This is a genomic window from Solidesulfovibrio sp. C21 (assembly GCF_047785625.1).
Lineage (GTDB): Bacteria > Desulfobacterota > Desulfovibrionia > Desulfovibrionales > Desulfovibrionaceae > Solidesulfovibrio.
Window position 1 is genome coordinate 1 of the sequence record NZ_JBLODY010000159.1, and the last position, 1,703, is coordinate 1,703.

At 66.3% G+C, this 1,703-nt stretch carries 3 protein-coding genes; all 3 read left to right on the forward strand.

Features of this window, described 5'->3' with window-relative positions; genetic code table 11:
- The first annotated feature begins 174 nt into the window (after positions 1-174).
- From ACMZ6R_RS20435 to ACMZ6R_RS20445, 3 genes are read left to right on the forward strand one after another with little or no spacing between them, the layout of a single operon-like run.
- A complete protein-coding gene (locus tag ACMZ6R_RS20435; RefSeq protein WP_416114799.1) occupies positions 175-420 on the forward strand; it encodes an FmdB family zinc ribbon protein in 246 nt (81 codons plus the stop codon).
- A gap of 14 nt (positions 421-434) precedes the next feature.
- Entirely contained in the window at positions 435-794 is a 360-nt protein-coding gene (locus tag ACMZ6R_RS20440) for a hypothetical protein (RefSeq protein WP_416114800.1), read from the forward strand.
- Between the two features lie 11 nt (positions 795-805).
- Positions 806-1,633: an MBL fold metallo-hydrolase gene (locus tag ACMZ6R_RS20445; protein ID WP_416114801.1), complete on the forward strand. Its 828-nt coding sequence runs from the start codon at positions 806-808 to the stop codon at positions 1,631-1,633.
- The last annotated feature ends 70 nt before the right edge of the window (positions 1,634-1,703 follow it).

A 1,703-nucleotide genomic window follows, 5' to 3' on the forward strand; every position in this document is an offset into this window, starting at 1 on the left:
GCGCATTCATTGGCGGTGCCGCCAATGAATGCGCCAGCCGGGGAAAAGGGATACCGAGAGGGTCCACGCGCACCACGCGAAGCCCGTGAAAGTTTTTTGAAGGGGGTCCAGGGGGAACCTTTTTTTCAAAAAAGGTTCCCCCTGGCCGCCGGAGGCAATAACAGGAGAATAACCATGCCGATTTATGACATTACCTGCCCGGCGTGCGGGTATAGCGGCGAAGTGATCCGGCCCCGGGCCGAGGATGCGCCGATTTGTCCCCAGTGTGGAGCCGCGGCGCAAAAACTGCTTTCCGCCACGAGTTCGCTGACGGGCAAGGCGACGACCGGCCTGCCGGGTCCCTCGGACCATGGCTGTTGCGGTTCGCATCCCGGCCATGCCGGTTGCGCCGGCCCCGGCTCGTGTTGCGGCAAGGCGTAAGGGAGACCTTGTTTATGGAAATTCTGCTTGTCACCGCCCGTCCCCGGGTGCTCACCGATTTCACCGCCGCCCTGGCCGCCGGCGGCGCTCATGTCACTATCGCCCCGGACGCGGCCACCGCGTTGGAATCCGCAGCCGCGGGCCGCCCCGTTCTGTGCGTGGTCGACGAAAACCTGCCCGACCTCGAACCCTTCACGCTGGTGGCGAGGCTCATGCAGCAAAACGCCCTGATTTTCACGGCTGTGGTCTCCGGCCTGTCCGAAGCGGATTTCCACGAAGCCGGCGAGGGACTCGGCATCCTCAAGCGGCTTCCCCCGACCCCGGATGCGGCGGCGGCCAAGGACTTGCTGGCCACGCTCGCGACAGTGGCCTAGGGAGCACGGTCATGGCTGTTCGGTCCCTGCGCGTTCTGGTGGACAACGTCTCGAGCGATCCACGCCTTGGGGCCGAGCACGGCTGGTCGGTGTGGATCGACGCGGGTGAGGCCGGCTGTCTCCTGTGGGATACCGGTCAGACCGGCCTTGTGGCGCAAAACGCCGCCGCCTGCGGCATCGACCCCACCTCCGCCCGGGCCATCGCCCTAAGCCACGGGCACTACGACCACAGCGGCGGGTTGGCGACCTTGCTCGACGCGGGATACGCCGGCCCGGTCTACGGCCATCCGGACGTCTGGCAACAACGCTACAGCCGCCGCGACGCCACCACCTACCGCTCCGCCGGCATGGACGACGGCCGGCTGCCGAACGGCCTACCCGGATTCGTTCCCCTTCGGGAAGCCCATACCCTCGCTCCGGGGCTTACCTGCATCACCGACATCCCCCGCCGACCGGGCAACTTCACGGCCACGGCCAACCTCTTTCGCGACACCGCCGGCCATGTGCCGGACCGCGTGCCCGACGACGCCTTCCTGGTCATCGACGCGCCCGGGGGCAGGCTGGCGCTTCTGGGCTGCTGCCATGCGGGTCTGGCCAATAGTCTGGAAGCGGCGAGGGACAAGTGCGGCATCGAGCGTTTTCAAACGGTTGTCGGCGGTCTGCACCTGATCGGCGCACCCGAGTCCGCCATGGCCGAAACCGTCGAAACCCTGAAACGTTTCGGCGTGACGCGGCTCTACGCCGGCCACTGCACGGGTCAGGCCGGGCTGGACTATCTGCGCGAACATTTCCAAGGCGACTTCACGCCCACCGGCGCGGGATTGGTGATAATTCCTTAGGAGTTGGGGGAAGCGAAGGCCGCCGGGGGAGGGAACCCTTTTTTTCAAAAAAGGGTTCCCTCCCCCGGAC